The organism is Streptococcus sp. oral taxon 064 (assembly GCF_001683375.1).
Classification (GTDB): domain Bacteria; phylum Bacillota; class Bacilli; order Lactobacillales; family Streptococcaceae; genus Streptococcus; species Streptococcus oralis_S.
Genome location: NZ_CP016207.1, coordinates 1,945,650 through 1,963,585 on the forward strand (window position 1 = coordinate 1,945,650; position 17,936 = coordinate 1,963,585).

The window sequence follows — 17,936 nt, forward strand, 5'->3', positions numbered from 1 at the left end:
GCCTATTTTTTCATAGAAAATAGACTGTTTTCTGCAAAAATCTCCTGCTTTGCAAGTTTATCTTTAGGATAACCTAACAATAAATAGGGAGTAGAGCAACTTCTCTCGTTTTTTATTAAAAATACAGAACTTTTTCCACTATTTCCTTGAAGCTATAACAAAAAGGAAACCAAACATTCCTTCATACAAAACAAAGAAAAGTACAAAGGCATGGAGAAAGAAAGTCTCTGGCAAAATCCAAATAACGGGATCCTTTGCTGGATCAAAAAGCCAGGTATTGTCTCCCACAAAGAGAATCTGATGGAAAAGAGTAAAGAATTGCTCAAAACCAATCAACACTCCTACAAGGCCAATGATTAGAGGCAATAGTACTAGAGCTAGGATACTTTTACGATATAGGGGCAAAAAGCCTTTTTTTACAATCTTTCTAACAAAGAAATAGAAACTTGGAAGTGTCACTAGGGCAACTAGCTGAACTAGGTGAAAGAGATTCTTCACCACCGCAAAGTGATGTAAACCAGCCGCTGATGAACGAAAATCTGGCATCTCTAAGACCTGACTAAAGGGATTGGTCAGGTAATTCATCAAGATATGAAAATTGTATTGAATGGTTTCGGGCTTTAGATAGACTCGATTTGCTAAGTTCAGCCACTGAATCTCCAAAGGATAGAAAATCCATGCCAGATAAATGGTTAAGAGAATAGACAGGGAGAGGAAAAAGAGCATACTTCCCCAAAAGGTTAGTTTAGTTTTCATCAAAATTCCACTCCGCAAGGCTAGAAACTACATGAGTTGGTGCGATTGGCAAGTCTGCCACTTCTTCTGCCTTGGTAAAACCTGTTGTCACTAAGAGCGTTGGAATACCATTGTCAATCCCTGCTCGGATATCCGTCAGGTAATTGTCCCCAACCATGAGCAATTCTTCTCTTTTAAAACCTAAGTGCTCAACCGCCTTGTCCATGATGATCGCATTCGGTTTCCCGATATATACTGGTTTGACCCGTGTTGCTACTTCAATAAGTGTAATTAGTGAACCAGCACCTGGCAAGAGACCACGCTCTGTTGGGATATTGAGGTCAGGATTGGTTCCTATAAAGTGGGCTCCCTTTTGAATAGCTAGAGTTGCTGTGGCAAATTTTTCATAGTCGACTTGCCAGTCCAGTCCAACGACCACATAGGCTGGATTTTCCTTGTCTTCGACATAACCAGCTGCCTGAATGGCATCCTTGAGTCCTGCTTCACCAATGACATAGACTGTCTTTTCCAGTCCCAAGTCATTCATATAGTCAATGGTTGCCAGAGTTGCCGTGTAGACAGTTGATAGAGGCGTGTCGATATTAAAATTCTGAGCCAACATCTCTTGAACGCTCTCAGGAGTACGAGTTGTATTGTTGGTTACAAAGAGATAGGGAATTTCTCGCTTTTGCAACTCATGGACAAAAGCCTCTCCTGCCGGAATTCGGTCTTTCCCCTTGTAAATGGTTCCGTCTAAATCAATTAAATAACCTTTATAAGTCATATCGTCCTTTCTAATTGCCTTCAATTTCTTGCCAAGTAATCATAGCTTGGGCATTGATCTCCCCATCACTGATAATCTCATGCTTGCTTTCTAGTCCCTTGAGTTCATAAGCTGAAGCAATCATGCCACCTGGTCGCACTTCTTTGACATATTTGAGATTGATTTTCTTTGGAATATACTTGGTCAAAAAGTCTGCTCCCATGACCTCAAAAATCCAATCCAAATATTTGCTATTATTGACATGACCATTCATATCCAAGTCGTAAAAACGAACATGGTAGTCTTTACTGATCGGATCTTCTAGATTTGCATACTTTGGCCCGCGGATGAGTTTTTTATCAAACTCAGACTGGTAAGGAGCAACAATCTCCGGTTCGACAGCATGGACTTTTCGACTGTCTCTGTCCATAAGAACAAAGGTTGCTACCATGCGAATGATTTCTTGACCTGCTTCATCATAGATAGTGAAACGGCGGTAGCAAAAAAGACGATTGTAAGTCAATGCTTCCGTTTCAATTGTAATCTCTTCAGCAAAGCGAGGCAAGCGAACCACGTCAATCGCATAATCTGTAATAATCCAGACCAGATTGTAACGTTCTAGCACATCTTTGTCACTAACTCCCAGTTCAATCGACTGCATACCTGATACTTGCAAGGACAGCAAAATCACATCTGGAAGTTTGATATGACCGTTCATGTCCGCCATATCAAAAGGAATTTTCATTTTCATTTGATAAGTTAAGCCCATTGTTCTACTCCAAAATAAATCGTTCTGCTACAGTGTCTCCCAAGAAGAGACCTCTCTTTGTCATTCGGACACGATCACCGTCGATCTGCATAAGTCCTTGCTGAACCAAGTCTCTGATGATTTCGCCATAAAGTTCATCAAAGGACAGTCCAAATTTTTCCTCAAATCGCGCCACGGAAACCCCGGATTTTTTCCGGAGGCCTAGGAACATTTCTTCTTCCATCTGCTCCCTTTGACTCAGGTGTTCTTCTGTAATCCGAGCATCTCCTGCCTCTACCGCATTGAGATAGTGGCGGATAGGACCATGATTTTTATAACGCACCCCGTTCACATAACCTGAAGCACCCGCACCGATACCATAATACTCGGCATTGTCCCAGTACATGAGATTGTGGCGACTTTCAAATCCGGGTTTAGAGAAATTGGAAATCTCATAATGCTCAAAACCAGCTCGCTCCAGTTCTGCGATGATGTACTCAAACATCTCCGCTTCTAACTCTTCCTTGGGTAGGGGCAACTTCCCTCGTCGCATGCGGTTCATAAAGACCGTATGATTTTCCAAAATCAAGCTATAAAGGCTCATATGAGGAATATCAAGCGAGATAGCCTTAGCCACATTGTCCTTGACCTGAGCCATAGTTTGACCTGGAAGAGCATAGATTAGATCAATGGAGATATTGTCAAAACCAGCCAGTTTGAGACGGTCGATATTCTCATAAATATCCTTTTCTAAATGACTGCGCCCAATCTTTTTCAGCATTTTGTCATCAAAAGTCTGCACACCCAAGGAAACACGATTGACTGGCGACTGTTTCAAAACTGCAATCTTATCTGCGTCCAAGTCTCCTGGGTTGGCTTCAATCGTCAACTCTTCCAAGACAGACAAGTCTAGATTTTTAGTCAGGCCAGCCAGTAGCACTTCTAATTGAGGAGCGGACAAAGCCGTTGGCGTCCCACCTCCAATGTAGAGAGTTCGTAACTTTTGGATATCATAAGAACGAAACTCCTCTAGCAGATGCTCTAGGTAACTATCTACTGGTTGATTCTTGATAAAAACTTTTGAAAAGTCACAATAATAACAAATCTGTGTGCAAAAGGGAATATGCACATAGGCGGACGTTGGTTTTTTCTGCATAGTATTTATTATACCACAAAGACAGACTTGCAGATAAAAATCACCATCTCCAAAAACCAGAGATGGTGATGCATTATACTTCAGTAATATCGATGATGATTTCTTCTTGGTCTTCAGCGACGTCTGGAGTTGCTGACTGTTCTTGCCATTGCTCCTTGAGATTGTTAAAGGTTTCCTTTGACGCTTCTGTCGCTTGTCGAGCACAGTTTTTAGCTTGGTCAAGGACGCTATCAAAAGTGATTTCACCAGATTCTACTTGTTCCTTTGTTTTCAGCACAAAGTCCGTTGCCTGTTCCTTCACTTCAGTTAGTTTCTCACAAACCTGCTCTCTAGCATATTCTGGATCTTCTCTCAAATCATCTAGAAAATCCTGAGCTTGACTACAAACTTGCTTGCCCTTGTCACTCGTCAAAAACAAAGCAAGAGCTGCACCTGAAACTGTTCCTAAAAGGATAGAGGATAGTTTTCCCATAAGATTTCTCCTTTTTTATTTTTTGAAAAATTTACTTGCGACACGAAGAGCTGACAAGCCTGCACCTGTTTTGATAGTCTTTGAACCAGCAGATGAAGCCTTTTTACCTAAAACACGTGCATGTTGGTTGAGGTCAGAAACTGACTCTGACAAGTCAGCCACCGCCGTAAAGAGTGGATCAATCGTCGCAACTTTGATATTGATGTCGTCTGCTAACACATTGACCTTAGCCAACAATTCATTGGTCTGATGCAAGGTAACGTTCACATCTGAGCTCAACGTTTTGATGGTTTTCTCTGTTTCATCAATCATACGACCTGCTTTTTGAATCGTGATTGTCAAATAGACTAAACAGACAATCAAAGCAATCGCAACAAGAATATATGCAACTTCTAACATTTATTTTTCCTCCTCTGTATGATAGAAAGGGGCTTTCTTTCGATTTTGATAAAGTATGATAAAAATACCGAGTCCGATAAGGATAACTGATAACCATTGGGAAACTCGCAGACCAAAGAACATGAGGCTGTCTGTCCGCATTCCTTCGATAATCATACGACCAAAGCCATACCAAATCAAGTAGAAAGCAGTGATATGACCACGTCTGATTCCCTTCAATTTTCGTCTAAAAATCAAGATTAAAGCAAATCCAATCAGATTCCAAACCGACTCATATAAGAAGGTCGGCTGACGGTAGCTACCCTCAATGTACATCTGGTCACGGATAAAGCCCGGCAAATAATTCAGACTATCTACTGCTGCACCGTAGGCTTCTTGGTTAAAGAAGTTCCCCCAGCGCCCTAAACTCTGGGCAACCATGACGCTCGGTGCTGCAATATCTAAGAAATCCCAAGTATTGATCAGCTTTCTATCTGCAAAGATATAAAGGACAATAGCGCCCGCTATCAAACCTCCATAAATGGCCAAGCCACCATTCCAGATGGCGATGATTTCACCTGGATTTTGCAGATAATAATCTAAGCGAAAGAGTACGTAGTATAGCCTAGCACCTAAAATAGCAACTGGAAAAGCAATCAGGATAAAATCCAAAATATCATCTGATAGAATTTTCTTTTTAGGAGCTTCTTTCATGGCAAGATAGACTGCCAGAATTAAACCAGCTACAATACACAAAGCATACCAACGAATAGCAAAGGGGCCTATTTCAAATGCGACTGGATTAATCATGTTTCACCTCATTTTGAGCGATTAGATTTGTCAAGCGTTCTTCAAATAAACGTGTCGCGTCAAAGCCCATTTCTTTAGCACGATAGTTCATGGCAGCTGCCTCAATGACAACGGAGATATTGCGTCCTGTTTTTACTGGGATTCGGATACGCGGAATCGTTACACCAGAAACTTCGAGTTCTTCTGCATTGTTTCCTAGACGGTCAAAGGTCTTATGCGTATCATAATTTTCCAAATAAACTGCTAGCTGAACTTGTGAAGAATCTTTTACAGCACTTGCACCATAGAGACTCATGATATCGATAATCCCAACTCCACGAATCTCAAGTAAATGTTTCAAGATTTCAGCAGGTTCACCCCAAAGAGTCATTTCATCCTTAGAATAAATATCTACACGATCGTCTGCTACTAAACGGTGTCCACGCTTCACAAGCTCAAGACCTGTCTCACTCTTACCGATACCGCTATCTCCTTGGATCAAGACACCCATGCCATAGATATCCATCAAGACACCATGCACACTGGTACGTTTAGCCAAACGGGAATCAAGATAGCTAGAAAGTTCTCCAGATAAACGACTGGTTGCTGTTCGACTGGTTAAAATCGCAATCTTGCATTCTCTAGCAGCCCTCAACATTTCCTCTGGCACTACCAGACCACGAGCCACGATAACCGCAGGTGTTTCAGGTAGAAACATTTTCTTCAAAACTTGATAACGGTTCTGGGCAGGCATGGCAACTAAATAGGACCACTCCTTCATCCCTAACAGCTGAATCCGTTCTGGTGTATAGTAATCAAAATAGCCCGTCATTTCAAGACCAGGTCTCATAATGTCCGCAGTATTGATTTCTTTTTCAAGTAATTCGCCTTCACCATAGACAATATCTAGTCTGAGTTTTTCAATGACATCTCTTACTAAAACCGACATAATTTCCTCCTTCAATCGAGTTCTCCCTACTATTATATCAGATTGTAGGTGGAAGTTTCCTTTTTTTGCAGGATTTACAGTATTTATTTGATGTTGCTTGGAAAAAGATTTGACTAGGAAGTCTTTTCGTACTCTTTTAAATCAACCGAGACAAATCTACTGCAAATCGGTCAACGTCTATCACCAAGTCCCTTCCAGATTTTTCTAAGTAAATCCTTGGAAGACCTTTTGTTAACATTCTGTTTGCATCAGCCATATCTTGAGGATAGGTATAGAACTGTTGACCTTGTGGAAACTGATTTTGGACTTGCCATTCTTCAAACTCCTTCAAAAAAGTCTTATGAGATGGCATACTGACTTCTTCGAACAAGGAATGGTCAAAAAATCGTACCAAACGATATAGACCATGAATCTCATCCGCAAAGCACTTATCAATCTTTTCATAGGGGTAACCTCGCCTCTGATAAGCTTGACATAAGTTTTGTAAGGACTCACTTAATGCAACTGCATCTTTTCTTGCTAAACTTATAAAATACCGAACAGAAAATTCTTCCATACCAGTTCGTTTTTTCTTCTCTAAAAACTGTTGTGCACGCAAGAGAGACTCGGATAATCTTTCTTCATCTTGATAATAAAGAGCGTATAAAAGATTCATCACATTTTCTGGATAATAGGTTCCTTTCAACAAGGGTAAATCTTTGGGGATGAATGATGGAATGACTGAAAAATCGTTACAAGCAAAAGAGGTAATCAAGCCTTTCAAAATTCCATCTGTATAAATGGTTCCACTTGCCAACAAACCGCCTCTCAGCAGCTCGGTTCTTCCTGTTTGCCATAGCGCATTGTTTAACTGTGTATAATCCCCACCTAAAAACGCAGCATAATAAGCAAAATATTTAATATCATCTAGCAATAAGCTACTGTACAATTTAACCCTTAAAACCTTGTCAGACAATACTTTTGAATCGGTTAAATACTTTTCAAAAATTCTTTGGTTTGACTCTTCAAATTCCTTCCAATCTATCGGATCAGCACAATAACCCCAATCTTCCAAGTGATTTTCACGCATCTTTTGATATTCTTTTATATACTCTTTCATAAGAATTTGTTCCTCTAAATACTATGCAAAAAAAGACTAGACAAGTCTAGCCTTTCATTTCAAATTAGAATTTTTTACGTTTACGAGCTGCTTCTGATTTACGTTTACGTTTTACAGAAGGTTTTTCATAGAATTCACGTTTGCGTGTTTCTTGAAGAGTACCAGCTTTAGTAACCGCACGTTTGAAACGACGAAGTGCATCGTCAAGAGATTCATTCTTACGTACTACTGTTTTAGACATTTTTTTCACTCCCTTCAAGTTCAAGATCTATTCCATTTTACACGCAAAATGAATATTTGTCAAGGGAAAACTGACATAAACTTATATTATCTTCCCTTTTCTTTTTAAAAGGGACAACGTATTAGAATAGATGTCATAATAGCGAAAAAAATTATTTTAATCCTGTTCAGAAACAACTTTTATTTCTTTATCATTTACAATAACAGCTTGTGAATTGTTCATTCGCATTAAGTCGAGCTGATTTTTATAGGTTTCAAAGGTCTTCTTGCTACTATCAGTAAAAGGCTCCTCACCATAATGTGGAAGGATGTAAAACTCCACTTCATTCAATCCCGTTGTATCCGATAACTCTTTCGCTACCGTCTTGTCATCCATGAGCTTATTGTAGTCAACATCCTTGGCGGTAATGATAGCCCCTGCTGATTCTCCCACATAGATCAGCCCATCTCTTATTTGTTCTTTGATAAGAGATAGGAGTTGCTTTTTCTTTAATTCTTGTAATAAATAAAAGGTATTCCCACCAGAGATATAAAGAATCTTGCTTTGGAAAATCTTTGCCTGTGCAGTTTCTCGATCACAAGAAGCAATATCTAGAACCTCTATCTCAAATCCTAAATCTTTGAATGTTTGCTGAGCCTCATCGATATAGGCAGTATAATCCTCTTTGTTCCCAGCGGTAGGAATAAATAAAACCTTGTTTTCTAGATTCTTTTCCTTTGCATAATCGCTAAAAAGCTTTTTGACTCCAGCAAAGTATGAACATAAAAATAATTGTTTCATGACTGTCCCTCCATTAATGTTTAACAATTTTATAAAGAAGCCACGATTCCTTTCTTTGACTAGTTACGAGCTCAAACCCTATTAACAATAAGAATCGTCTAAATACTTCTTCGCTTTGCACCTCTGGTAAAAAGTAAGATAACTTGTTATACTCACAAGCTAGTAAGAGTATCCCGTCTGATTTGAGTATCCTTCAAAGTTCCATAAAAGAAGCCTCTAGGTCCTGCCAATGAAAATGAGTTTGAAAGGCTGTGATTAAATCAAAACTTCGAGCCCCCTCTGAATAACTTTATTATACCACTTTAGCAGGATAGTGAACAATTGAGGCAAAATAATTAGACGATTTTCAAATCAATTACCAAAAAGAGAGAACCAATTGGTTCTCTCTTTCTGTTAGACTGACATCTTCTTAGATAGCAATGAATGTAATCATTTCAATCAAGTATCTAAAACAACTTACTAGATGACTTTCACCACTAATTATTCTTCCTCAGATTTTTTTCTTTGAGCTAGAGAAATTAATCCCATACCTGATAAAGCAGCCAATAGACCAGCTGTCAAGTGAGATGTCTCCTCAGAACCCGTATTTGGAAGAGTTTTAGTAGTTCTTTCTTCTGTAATACCTTGTTGTTCTGGATTTTCAATCACAGGAAGTTCTACTACTGTTGGAATATAGAATCCTGAAATGATATTTCCATTACGGTCTTTACGGATCACTTTCACACCTTTGGCTTGTCCTACAAAGTCTGCCTCAGGGGTAAAGGTGACGGTGCCATCTGGTGAGATTACATAAGTTCCTTCACCTGGAACGACTTTTTCAGTTGTTCCATCTTCAAAGGTTGGCGGAACTGTCAGATCGACATCACCTGTAAAGTTTGGTTTACCAGTCTGAGTTTGACCTTTAAGACCTTCTGATGTCGCATCACTCACTTGTGTTTGTCCAAGGACAGTTGGTGTGTAATGAGCAGTAACTACATTTCCATACATATCCAAACGTTTCACAACCAATCCTTTAGCTGTCCCAACAAAGTCTGGTTCTGGAGTAAAGGTAATCTTACCATCTTTATCAATTGTATAGCTTCCTTCACCCGGAACAACCATAGTCGTGCTACCATCCTCAAAGGTTGGTGGTACAGTCGAATCGATATGTCCTTCAAACACTGGTGTTGCCACTTGAGGTTGGCCTTTTGCTCCTGTAGAAGCCGTATCATGACCAGTAGATGGATCCACAACTGTTGGGCGATAGCTTGCAGTAACTGGAGTACCATTCTTATCCTTGCGGACAATCGTTACGCCTGTTCCTTTTCCTACAAAATTAGCTTCTGGAGTGAAGGTGACGATGCCATCTGGTGAGATTGCATAAGTCCCTTCACCTGGAATCACTTTTTCAGTTGATCCATCTTCAAATGTCGCCGCCACAGTTTCATCGATTGGAACAAGCGGATTACCACCTTCAAATGTTGGCGTACCTGTTTGAACAAGACCCTTAATATTAACTGAAGAAGTATCTTTACCAGTTGGAGTCACCTTAGTAAACTCTGGACTGTAGGTCGCAGTAACTGGAGTGCCATTCTTATCCACACGTTTCACTGTAACTGGATCTGGGTTTCCAACAAACTGCTTGTCTGGAGTGAAGGTCACTGTACCGTCTGGTGCAATCGTGTAAGTTCCTTGACCTGGAATAGATTTCCCTTTGCTTCCATCTTCGAAGGTTGGCTCTACTGTTTCATCGATTGGAACCAGTGGATCACCACCTTGGAAAGTTGGGGTGCCTGTTTGAGGGACACCTTGAGGACCTGTGCTCGTTGCGTTAGTGCTGGTTGGAACTACTTCTTTCACAACCGCTTGGTACTTGACAGTAACAGGAGTTCCGTTGGCATCCACACGAGTCAATTCAAGCTCTGGTGTTTCACCCTTGAACTGTTTATCAGGAGTGAAGGTCACCTTACCGTCTGCATCCACTTCGAACTTACCAACATTTGGCACTTCTTTCACAGTTGTACCATTGTCAAATAGCGGAGTTGAATCAGCTGGGAATGGAACTGAGTCATGACCTGGAGTGAAGGTCACTTTACCTTCTTGGACTTGACCTTGCAGACCTTCTGTCTTATCTCCCGTACCAGTCGGAGTTACCTTAGTAAACTCTGGACTGTAGGTTGCAGTAACTGGGGTGCCATTCTTATCCACACGTTTGACTGTAACTGGATCTGGTTTACCTACAAACTGCTTGTCTGGAGTAAAGGTTACAGTTCCGTCAGGCGCAATGGTGTAAGTTCCTTGACCTGGAATAGTCTTCTCCTTGCTTCCATCTTCGAAGGTTGGCTCTACTGTTTCATCAATTGGAACCAGTGGGTCGCCACCTTGGAAGCTTGGAGTGCCCGTTTGTGGAACACCTTGAGGACCTGTGCTGGTTGCACCGGTTCCTGTTGGGGTTACTTTCGTAAACTCTGGACTGTAAGTCGCAGTCACTGGGGTACCATTCTTATCCACACGTTTGACAGTGACTGGGTCTGGGTTCCCAACAAACTGCTTGTCTGGGGTGAAGGTTACAGTTCCGTCTGGCGCAATTGTGTAAGTTCCTTGGCCTGGAATAGACTTCTCTTTACTTCCATCTTCGAAGGTTGGCTCAACTGCTTCATCAATCGGAACCAGTGGGTCGCCACCTTGGAAGGTTGGGGTACCTGTTTGTGGAACACCTTGAGGACCTGTGCTGGTTGCGTTAGTGCTAGTTGGGGTTACCTTAGTCACTGTTGGAGTATAAGTCGCAGTAACCTCTGTACCGTTCTTATCTACACGTTTGACTGTGACTGGATCTGGTGTGCCAACATATTGTTTTTCTGGTGTAAAGGTAATAGAGCCATCTGGATTGATGCTGTATTCACCTACACCTGGAACTGTTTTCGTTGACTGTCCATCTTCGAAAGTCATTGGTTTCGTATCATCAATTGGAACCAATGGATTACCTTCTGTGAAGGTTGGGGTACCTTTTTGCGGTTGACCTTGGATACCATTTGAAGTGGCGTCCGTTGAAGTTGGGGTTACCTTAGTCACTGTTGGAGTATAAGTCGCAGTGACTTCTGTACCGTTCTTATCCACGCGTTTAACCATTACTGGATCTGGTGTGCCAACGTACTTCTTATCTGGCGTAAAGGTGATAGAACCATCAGAATTGATGCTGTATTCACCTACACCCGGAACGGTCTTCGTTGACTGACCATCTTCGAAAGTCATTGGTTTTGTATCATCCAGTGGAACAGCTGGATCGCCTGCTGTAAAGGTTGGCTTACCACTTTGTGGCTGTCCTTGCAGACCAGTTGATGTATCATTTGTACTTGTTGGAGTGACTTTAGTCACTGTAGGTTGATATACTGCTTCGGCAGTAGAACCATTCTTATCTGTCACACGGAGGGTTGCAGGAGTTGGCGTTCCATAGAAATCAGGTGCTGGTTGGAAGCTAATATCCCCATTCGGTTGAACAGTATAAGTTCCTTGAAGTTTACCGCTAGCATCATGTACTGGTAAGCTGTTACCTTGTTGAACTTGTCCATCAACCACAAACTGTGGACCTTCTGGTGCAAATGGTACAGTCTCATTTTGTCCATTGATAGTTGCTTGACCAGGAGTAAAGGTAAGGTGGCTATCTTGTTTTTGACCCTGGAGTCCAGTAGTCTCTGCTCCTTGCCCTGTTGGAGTTGCAGCCTTAACATCCGCTTGATAGGTAGCTGTTACTTCTGTTCCGTTCTTATCTACACGCTTAACAGTTTCTGCAGTTGGACGTCCAGAGTAGCCAGGAACTGGTTGGAAAGTAACGCGACCTGTACTATCCACCTTATAAGTTCCAACGCCAGGAACCTCTTTCGTTGGCTGACCGTTGTCAAAAGTTGGTGCAATTGATTCATCAATTGGAATACGGTTATCACCTGGAGTGAAGACCAAGTTCCCAGATTGCTCTGCACCTTGAATACCTTCAGAACTTGCGTTTTGGGATGTTGGAACAACTCGGGTAACAGTTGGTTGATAAGTGGCAAAGTGATCATTACCACTTGCATCATTTACTTTTAATTTAATCGGATCAACAGTTCCTACAAATGATTTATTTGGGGTAAAGGTTACTCGACCCGTAGTTGGATCTAGGTTAAAGGTACCAACTTCTTTACCACCTGATGTTGCAGGAATACTAGTTCCTGAGATAGGTTCTCCGTTTCCATCCAAGAAAGTAGCAGGATTACTTGCAGATGGTTGAACCGGTGTGTTAGCTGGATTCCCATCAGTAAATAAAATATCTTTTACTTGCGGTAAACCTTGAGCATCAGTTGAACGATGTTCAGTAAAATCAACTACAGTAGGAACATAACGAGCATCCATAGAATTTAGAGGTTGGTTGACAACAGGCTCTGAATTATTTTTTGCAGTCCATTCTGTGCTTGCACCATTGCTATCAAAGCGACGGATGTTAATACCTGATGTAGTCCCAACGTATCCAGCTTTCGGAACGAAGACAACATCAACATTGTCACCATTTGGCGTCACCTTGTAACGTCCTTCTGCTGTTGTATACCAACCTTCTGCATCTGCTGTTAATTCACGTCCGTTATTATCTAAAACGACAGGCGCCTTATTAGTATCAATGGTTGTTCTAGCATTCTCGTCCTCTTTAGAATAACCACGAGGTGTGAAGGCTAAGCTTGTTTGTTGTTGTTGATCGCGTAAGCCCTTTGTTTCCTTCTTCTCACCTTTTGGTGGATAAGTAAGGTTAACTTGTAAGTCTTCAACTTCACCACTAAAGGCTGTGCCAGTCGGTTTCTCGATATCACCTTGGTTCAAAGCAATACGAACACGCATTCCTAGCTTCTTAACGTTATCATCGTTCATAGGTGGGTGATTTCTAAAAGTAACGGTATAGTCGCCTTCATTTGTTACTTCTGTAAAATCACTAGCTTCATTCTCATCAAATTTACCGTTATTATTGAAATCAATCCAAGCTCGAACATAAGCTTTTTCATTTCCATTAGCTGAAGCATGGAAACGAAGCGAATAATCACCATCACGAAGACGATCTGCTTGGAATAACTCATGAGTCTTACCAACTAAGTCTGCTGGTAAAAGCTGATCAATCCCTTCATCAGCATGATCTGTACTATCATCATGGGTCCAATCATTACCTGACGTAGTATCAATATCAGCAGGTTTTCGACCAAGGTAAGGTTGTGGATTTTGTGCTCCCGTAGCAGCATTGTAACCAGAAATAGTGTGAACTGCATTTCCATAACTTTCAGGAGCATCTCCAGTATCTACAACCATGAAACCAATCATAGCAGCTTGCTGACCAGAAGATGCAATATAAATTCCAACTTCTGATGCTTCACGAGTCATCACAATTGGCACAGTATGGTCTTTAGAAGTGTTTGGACCAAATACTTGTGAGCCTAAGCCACCTGTTCTTTGATCAGGATTTGTAAATTTTGTCCAGTCAATCGTTGGAATCGTTGCATTGTCACCAATATACTGACCAAGTCGATTAGGATTCATTGGTGCGTAGGTATCTGTAATCACTTTACCTTGTGGTGACACACGTTTCCATTCAGCTAAATGTTCCCATCCTTTACCATTGGTCGTAAAGATAGCATATTCACCTGGGTTTGCTTCTTCTCCATCCGCCATAACCACTGTAGCCTTAACAGGCTTGTTTAGATATGTTGCTTCAACCTTAAACTTCACTCCATAACTTGCACCATTCTTAGGAACCTGCAATTGGGTTCTACGTCCATTAGTATCAATTCCCTGCTCACGAAGAGATGTCCATTGGTTCATAGGAGCACCAATGATTTTTGGTCGTGCAGAGTCGCCCTCTTTAACTTGGCGATTATAGTCTGCAGGCACATATCTAAACCAGGTGTTTTTAGCATCAGGATCATAACTATTTTCATAAGAAGTTCCTGCTACACGATCACGATAAATCTCAGTTGAGTGGAAAGGTTTTAGTTCCGTAACTGTTAATTTAACGACATATCCTGGAGAAATTTCCTTCTCATAAACACTACCTACTTTAAGAGAACCGTCAGTATCAAGTCCTTTAAATGCCTGACTATCACCAAAATCTAACCAGTTAATTTGCTTAACTAGATCCGCAGGGCGTTTCTTTTCGGAATCTGCTAAAGTTGGTTTTTCAATTGTGTTGTTAGGATCTCCATCACGTAAACCAGTAGGTGTAGCATCTCGACGTGCTCGGCGAGAACGTGTAGGTTGCGTAGCCTCCCTAGTCTCTACTGGTTGTTCTACAGCTCTTGAAGCACTTACAGTTTCTGAGCTAGCTTCAGTTGAAGCTGAATTGGCACTCTCTGCAGGCTTCATTTCTGTAGGAGCAACTGGCTTCTCAACTGAAGGTTGAGGCGATTCAGAAACAACTGGCTGTTCATTCTTTGGTTTCTCAATAGACTCTGAAGCTGAGTTTGCAGGTTTACTATTTTCAGCGGATTGAGGAGCCTCAGTAGCTGAAGCAACTAAAGTAGTTGCAGGTTTTGGTGATGTCTCAGAGTTTGCTGGTGCTGTAGAAGTTGCTGATGGTTCAGCAAGATCCGTTCGAGAAATCTCATTTTGGACACCAGAAGCGCTTGTTTCATCAGCGCTAACCTGAGACGTCACTCCCAATAGAACCAAGGTAGACAAGAGTACAGAACAAACACCCACGTTTAGTTTCCGAATAGAAAACTTACGAAGATGTGGATTAAATAATTCTTTTCCCATTAGAATCTCCTAAAATTATTTTTTAAGATATTATACATTATTTTTAATGATTTAGCTACTAAATTATCCTAGAATAATAACTTTTTTTCTATTAAATAAGCAAAGCTTTTAAATATTATTATATTGAGCGTTCTTTATGTTTGTTTTTAGGAATATTTATATTAATGTTTTATCTCTCAAATAAATTATTTTACAAACTAAATTAACCTTTCTTAGAATATAATAAAAAATTCCTGCTATTTATAAAGCATCAAAGAACCACTCACTCCAAAGAGCAAGTGGTTCTTATACTTTTTATTTTTCAAGCAAGCTGAGCGCTTCAGCATCCGCAATAATCGTCACATCAGGGTGATTTTGCAGACTACTTGCTGGTAGACTCTCAGTCACTGGTCCAGACACTGTTCCGGCAATAGCTTCTGCTTTTGATTCACCGTAAGCAAAGAGAATAATTGACTTGGCATCCAAGATGTTTTTAATCCCCATTGAGATAGCTTGGGTTGGAACGTCTTCAATCTTGTCAAAGAAGCGAGCATTGGCTTCGATAGTAGACTGGTCCAGCTCTACAAGGTGTGTTTGACTGTCAAATGGAGTACCAGGTTCATTAAATCCGATATGTCCATTGCGACCGATTCCCAAGATTTGCAAATCAACAGGATGGTCAGCCAAAATTTGGTTGTAGCGTTCAACTTCTTCTTCAGCATTATCCTTAACACCACGTGGCAAGAAGCTTTCCTTAAATGGTTTTTGGTTAAACAGGTTTTCTTGCATGAAGTAACGGTAAGATTGTGGATTGTCCCCATCAAGCCCTACATACTCATCAAGGTTCACACTGGTTAGATTTGAAAAATCAAGGTCACTCTCAACGATTTCTTTGTAAAACTCAAGTGGACTACTTCCTGTCGCAAGTCCCAATGTTTGAGCGCCATTGGCTAATTTTTCCTTCAAAATCTCAAAAGCAACTTTTCCACCTTCGACTTGGTTTTCAACTTTAATAACTTTCATCTTTTCATCCTCCGTTTTAATCTATATTTATTATATGGTATAGACCAATTTTTGTCAAGTGAAAACGATTTAATTTCTAAAAAAAGAGCGTCCAAACTTGAAACGTGTTATAATGGATAGGATTAGAACTTAGAAAGAATGAACAGATATATGAATACAGCTGATTTTGATTTCCACTTGCCTGAGGAATTGATTGCCCAAACACCCCTTGAAAAGCGAGATGCCTCCAAACTCCTCATCGTCAATCGTGAGACGAGAGAAATGCAGGATAAACACTTCCACTCTATTATCGACATGCTGGAACCAGGTGATGCCCTTGTCATGAACGATACTCGCGTTCTCCCTGCCCGCCTCTATGGTCAAAAGGAAGAAACTGGAGGCCATGTGGAGCTTCTCCTACTCAAAAATACCAGTGGAGATGAGTGGGAGGTTCTCGCCAAACCTGCCAAACGCCTCAAGGTCGGGACTCGTGTCAACTTTGGTGATGGTCGCCTCAGCGCTGTCGTTACGGAAGAATTGACCCACGGGGGCCGCTTTGTCCGCTTTGAATACCAAGGAATTTTCCTAGAAGTTTTGGAAAGTCTGGGTGAAATGCCACTACCGCCCTACATCCACGAAAAACTAGATGACCGTGAACGTTATCAAACGGTCTACGCCAAAGAAAGTGGCTCTGCTGCTGCACCAACTGCTGGACTGCACTTTACCAAAGAACTGCTAGCAGAAATCCAAGCCAAAGGTGTTCATCTAGTCTATCTCACTCTCCATGTCGGACTCGGAACCTTTAGACCCGTTTCTGTAGACAATCTAGACGAACATGAAATGCACTCCGAATTCTACCAGCTTTCTGAGGAAGCAGCTGCCACCCTTCGCTCTGTCAAGGAAAAGGGAGGTCGCGTCATCGCTGTCGGAACCACTTCGATCCGCACACTGGAAACCATCGGTTCCAAGTTTAATGGGCAAATCCAAGCAGATTCTGGCTGGACCAATATCTTTATCAAACCAGGCTACGACTGGAAGGTTGTGGATGCTTTTTCAACCAACTTCCACCTTCCCAAGTCAACTCTTGTTATGCTAGTTTCTGCCTTTGCTGGTCGTGACTTAGTCCTAGATGCCTATCACCATGCCATCCAAAAACACTACCGCTTCTTCAGTTTTGGAGATGCCATGTTTATCTATTAAGAAAATCCCTATTAGGAAACCTAATAGGGATTTTTCTAATTATTCTATACCAAACTTTGGATCTTTCAAACTCTGAACACTGGCATTGATAACTGCTCCGATAATCAAAATCTTTGCAATGAGAATAAACCAGAACATCATGACTACCACGATAATGGAACTGAAAAATCGGACATCAACCAGATGATTAACATAACTATTGACGTAGACAGAAAAGATATTCAATAAAAAGATAAGAGTTAGCAAGACAAAGACACTTCCTGGTAAAACATAGCGGATTCGTGGTGCTTTTACTTTTGGAAGGAAGTAATAAATCATGACTAGAATGGCAAAGATCAAGGCATAGACCAGAGGGCCTGTAAAGTCTTGCAGGTAAGAAAATAGCGGACTGTCTGATTGCCAGTAAGTTTTGAGGAGGTTAAGCAACATACGACCAAACATACTCAAAAACAAGGCAAAGGCAAAAAGGATCTGCAAGCCAAAACTAACAAGTAGACTCATCAACTGATGGGAGATAATGCCTCGACTCTTGGTCACTCCATAGGCTTTGTTAAAGGCTTTTTGGAGGAAATCCATTGATTTCGAAAAAGTCCAGAGGGCAGATAAAACAGCAAAACTCAGCAAACCAGTCGATGGTTGAGTCAGAACTTCTCGGACAATCTTGGCGACCACATCATACACCGTATCAGGCAAAAATTCCTTGATCGTCAGTAAGAAATTTGAGACCGGAATCTGAAAATAAGGCAAAATATTGACCATTATCATTAGCAAAGGAAAGATTGAAATCAACCAATAGTAGGCAACCGCAACACTGGTCAACTCGCTATCAGATGCTTGATAATAATGCAAAAAAGCTTTCAATAAGGGCCTGTCCATCAGCTCTTTCCACCACTTTTTCATG

The 17,936-nt window shown here is 41.1% G+C and carries 15 protein-coding genes and 1 pseudogene; 1 reads left to right on the forward strand and 15 read right to left on the reverse strand.

Annotated elements, in window-relative coordinates; translation table 11 throughout:
* Positions 1 to 138: 138 nt before the first annotated feature.
* The 14 genes and pseudogenes from AXF18_RS09600 to AXF18_RS09660 all read right to left on the reverse strand — a co-directional run bounded on the left by AXF18_RS09600 (position 139) and on the right by AXF18_RS09660 (position 15,856).
* Positions 139 to 756, reverse strand: a complete 618-nt coding sequence (locus AXF18_RS09600; RefSeq protein ID WP_065371905.1) for a TIGR01906 family membrane protein — start codon at positions 754 to 756, stop codon at positions 139 to 141.
* Entirely contained in the window at positions 746 to 1,519 is a 774-nt protein-coding gene (locus AXF18_RS09605; protein ID WP_065371906.1) for a TIGR01457 family HAD-type hydrolase, read from the reverse strand. The genes AXF18_RS09600 and AXF18_RS09605 overlap by 11 nt, the downstream gene beginning before the upstream one ends.
* Before the next feature lie 10 nt (positions 1,520 to 1,529).
* Positions 1,530 to 2,267, reverse strand: a complete 738-nt coding sequence (locus AXF18_RS09610) for an acyl-[acyl-carrier-protein] thioesterase (RefSeq protein ID WP_049490189.1) — start codon at positions 2,265 to 2,267, stop codon at positions 1,530 to 1,532.
* Positions 2,268 to 2,271: 4 nt separating this feature from the next.
* Positions 2,272 to 3,402, reverse strand: coding sequence for a radical SAM family heme chaperone HemW (hemW, locus tag AXF18_RS09615; RefSeq protein ID WP_065371907.1), 1,131 nt, complete (start codon positions 3,400 to 3,402; stop codon positions 2,272 to 2,274).
* Between the two features lie 73 nt (positions 3,403 to 3,475).
* Positions 3,476 to 3,874: a YtxH domain-containing protein gene (locus AXF18_RS09620; RefSeq protein WP_000517390.1), complete on the reverse strand. Its 399-nt coding sequence runs from the start codon at positions 3,872 to 3,874 to the stop codon at positions 3,476 to 3,478.
* A 15-nt stretch (positions 3,875 to 3,889) separates the two neighbouring features.
* A complete protein-coding gene (locus AXF18_RS09625; protein ID WP_009730340.1) occupies positions 3,890 to 4,273 on the reverse strand; it encodes a DUF948 domain-containing protein in 384 nt (127 codons plus the stop codon).
* Entirely contained in the window at positions 4,274 to 5,062 is a 789-nt protein-coding gene (lgt, locus tag AXF18_RS09630; protein ID WP_065371908.1) for a prolipoprotein diacylglyceryl transferase, read from the reverse strand. It abuts the gene before it with no gap.
* Positions 5,055 to 5,990 carry an HPr(Ser) kinase/phosphatase gene (hprK, locus tag AXF18_RS09635; protein WP_000115190.1) on the reverse strand — a complete coding sequence of 312 codons (936 nt, stop codon included), beginning with the start codon at positions 5,988 to 5,990 and terminating at the stop codon, positions 5,055 to 5,057. Before hprK ends, lgt begins: the two co-directional genes overlap by 8 nt.
* Before the next feature lie 136 nt (positions 5,991 to 6,126).
* Positions 6,127 to 7,089 carry a hypothetical protein gene (locus AXF18_RS09640; RefSeq protein WP_065371909.1) on the reverse strand — a complete coding sequence of 321 codons (963 nt, stop codon included), beginning with the start codon at positions 7,087 to 7,089 and terminating at the stop codon, positions 6,127 to 6,129.
* A 64-nt stretch (positions 7,090 to 7,153) separates the two neighbouring features.
* Positions 7,154 to 7,330, reverse strand: a complete 177-nt coding sequence (gene rpsU / locus AXF18_RS09645) for a 30S ribosomal protein S21 (RefSeq protein WP_000048054.1) — start codon at positions 7,328 to 7,330, stop codon at positions 7,154 to 7,156.
* A 156-nt stretch (positions 7,331 to 7,486) separates the two neighbouring features.
* Positions 7,487 to 8,110, reverse strand: coding sequence for a Type 1 glutamine amidotransferase-like domain-containing protein (locus AXF18_RS09650; RefSeq protein WP_000811174.1), 624 nt, complete (start codon positions 8,108 to 8,110; stop codon positions 7,487 to 7,489).
* A 13-nt stretch (positions 8,111 to 8,123) separates the two neighbouring features.
* Positions 8,124 to 8,384, reverse strand: a pseudogene (locus AXF18_RS10240) (methyltransferase domain-containing protein); the annotation flags it as partial.
* 206 nt (positions 8,385 to 8,590) lie between these two features.
* Complete coding sequence (locus AXF18_RS09655) at positions 8,591 to 14,854, reverse strand: CshA/CshB family fibrillar adhesin-related protein (RefSeq protein WP_065371910.1); 6,264 nt, start codon at positions 14,852 to 14,854, stop codon at positions 8,591 to 8,593.
* A 294-nt stretch (positions 14,855 to 15,148) separates the two neighbouring features.
* Complete coding sequence (locus AXF18_RS09660) at positions 15,149 to 15,856, reverse strand: glucosamine-6-phosphate deaminase (RefSeq protein WP_000864609.1); 708 nt, start codon at positions 15,854 to 15,856, stop codon at positions 15,149 to 15,151.
* Between the two features lie 150 nt (positions 15,857 to 16,006).
* Here AXF18_RS09660 and queA point away from each other — a divergent pair, with 150 nt between their 5' ends.
* Complete coding sequence (gene queA, locus AXF18_RS09665; protein WP_001090170.1) at positions 16,007 to 17,035, forward strand: tRNA preQ1(34) S-adenosylmethionine ribosyltransferase-isomerase QueA; 1,029 nt, start codon at positions 16,007 to 16,009, stop codon at positions 17,033 to 17,035.
* A 39-nt stretch (positions 17,036 to 17,074) separates the two neighbouring features.
* On the opposite strand, the gene AXF18_RS09670 is transcribed toward queA, so the two are convergent.
* Entirely contained in the window at positions 17,075 to 17,935 is an 861-nt protein-coding gene (locus AXF18_RS09670; RefSeq protein WP_000759517.1) for a YihY/virulence factor BrkB family protein, read from the reverse strand.
* Position 17,936 lies beyond the last annotated feature (1 nt).

Excerpts from the sequence above, each read along its gene's own strand:
- lgt (WP_065371908.1), bottom strand. The coding sequence starts at position 5,062 with ATGATTAATCCAGTCGCATTTGAAATAGGCCCCTTTGCTATTCGTTGG.
- hprK (WP_000115190.1), bottom strand. The coding sequence starts at position 5,990 with ATGTCGGTTTTAGTAAGAGATGTCATTGAAAAACTCAGACTAGATATT.
- hemW (WP_065371907.1), bottom strand. The coding sequence starts at position 3,402 with ATGCAGAAAAAACCAACGTCCGCCTATGTGCATATTCCCTTTTGCACA.
- AXF18_RS09620 (WP_000517390.1), bottom strand. The coding sequence starts at position 3,874 with ATGGGAAAACTATCCTCTATCCTTTTAGGAACAGTTTCAGGTGCAGCT.
- AXF18_RS09655 (WP_065371910.1), bottom strand. The coding sequence starts at position 14,854 with ATGGGAAAAGAATTATTTAATCCACATCTTCGTAAGTTTTCTATTCGG.
- AXF18_RS09670 (WP_000759517.1), bottom strand. The coding sequence starts at position 17,935 with ATGAAAAAGTGGTGGAAAGAGCTGATGGACAGGCCCTTATTGAAAGCT.
- rpsU (WP_000048054.1), bottom strand. The coding sequence starts at position 7,330 with ATGTCTAAAACAGTAGTACGTAAGAATGAATCTCTTGACGATGCACTT.
- AXF18_RS09640 (WP_065371909.1), bottom strand. The coding sequence starts at position 7,089 with ATGAAAGAGTATATAAAAGAATATCAAAAGATGCGTGAAAATCACTTG.
- AXF18_RS09610 (WP_049490189.1), bottom strand. The coding sequence starts at position 2,267 with ATGGGCTTAACTTATCAAATGAAAATGAAAATTCCTTTTGATATGGCG.
- queA (WP_001090170.1), top strand. The coding sequence starts at position 16,007 with ATGAATACAGCTGATTTTGATTTCCACTTGCCTGAGGAATTGATTGCC.
- AXF18_RS09650 (WP_000811174.1), bottom strand. The coding sequence starts at position 8,110 with ATGAAACAATTATTTTTATGTTCATACTTTGCTGGAGTCAAAAAGCTT.
- AXF18_RS09605 (WP_065371906.1), bottom strand. The coding sequence starts at position 1,519 with ATGACTTATAAAGGTTATTTAATTGATTTAGACGGAACCATTTACAAG.
- AXF18_RS09625 (WP_009730340.1), bottom strand. The coding sequence starts at position 4,273 with ATGTTAGAAGTTGCATATATTCTTGTTGCGATTGCTTTGATTGTCTGT.
- AXF18_RS09600 (WP_065371905.1), bottom strand. The coding sequence starts at position 756 with ATGAAAACTAAACTAACCTTTTGGGGAAGTATGCTCTTTTTCCTCTCC.
- AXF18_RS09660 (WP_000864609.1), bottom strand. The coding sequence starts at position 15,856 with ATGAAAGTTATTAAAGTTGAAAACCAAGTCGAAGGTGGAAAAGTTGCT.